The organism is Solilutibacter pythonis (assembly GCF_003697345.1).
Lineage (GTDB): Bacteria > Pseudomonadota > Gammaproteobacteria > Xanthomonadales > Xanthomonadaceae > Solilutibacter > Solilutibacter pythonis.
The window spans coordinates 1-926 of the sequence record NZ_RFLY01000064.1; the positions used below are offsets into that span (position 1 = coordinate 1).

A 926-nucleotide genomic window follows, 5' to 3' on the forward strand; every position below is an offset into this window, starting at 1 on the left:
TATTGAAATGGGGCAACGACCTGCTCGAACAGCAAGCCATCGAAGACGCCCAACAAACACTGGCGACGAATCAGACACAAGGCATGGATATCCCCCAGATGGAGGCGAAAACCCCGCGCGGGCCGGTGATGGTCATGCGGCTACCGGAGTTCACCCAGGGGCCGATGATGCCCGGCGCGCCGACCGGGAGCGAAGGCGGCGATGGCGGCGGCGGCGGGTAATCAGCGCGGAACGGGGCGCGATGAATTTTCAAAAGGGGTATTGAGGGGAAAATGATGAACAGACAAGACGAAGTCACACTGGCGGCGCTGATGGCCGCCCTCGAAACGTCGAATACGACGTTACAGGAAACCCTGAAATCGATGGCCGGACTGATGGCGCTCATGAAACAGCGCGAACAAGGGTTGCGGGACATCATCAACGAACAACTCCAGGTACTTCACGCCACGGTCAATCGCGCCGACCACAAAGTCAATCGCGTGGTGGAGGACGCGCTTCCCCGGCTCACGCGCCTGACCGAACGCGCCCTGGAAAGCACGCTGGCACCCGCGGCCGAACGGCTCGACCGGCAATTGGCGAATGCCGACAAGACACTGCACCAGGCCAGCCACCGCTATGCGCAGGCCCAGCAATCGCTGGAAAGCACGGTTGTCTGGCGCATGCGCATGACCGCCATGGCATTACTGGCGGCGGGCCTCATTGCGCTCTGCGGCGGCGGGTACTCGCTCTACAACGCCCAGGCGGCGCTGGCCGAGAGCACGAAACGCAAACAAGAGATCGCCTATCTGGACCGCATCGCGCGAGCCGACCTGGCGGCCTGTGGCACGGACCGGCTATGCGCGCGCATCGACGAAAAGGCGCCGCGCCATGGAAACAAAAAGGAATACCGAACGATTGCGCTACGGCGGTAATCTTCGCGGAGTTCA

The 926-nt window shown here is 62.2% G+C and carries 1 protein-coding gene and 1 pseudogene; both read left to right on the top strand.

Features of this window, described 5'->3' with window-relative positions:
• A pseudogene (locus EBB59_RS13995) lies at window positions 1–221 on the top strand (hypothetical protein); the annotation flags it as partial.
• 54 nt (window positions 222–275) lie between these two features.
• The gene (locus tag EBB59_RS13295) at window positions 276–911 is read left to right on the top strand and encodes a hypothetical protein (RefSeq protein ID WP_122102595.1); all 636 of its coding nucleotides are present in this window, start codon (window positions 276–278) and stop codon (window positions 909–911) included.
• Window positions 912–926 lie beyond the last annotated feature (15 nt).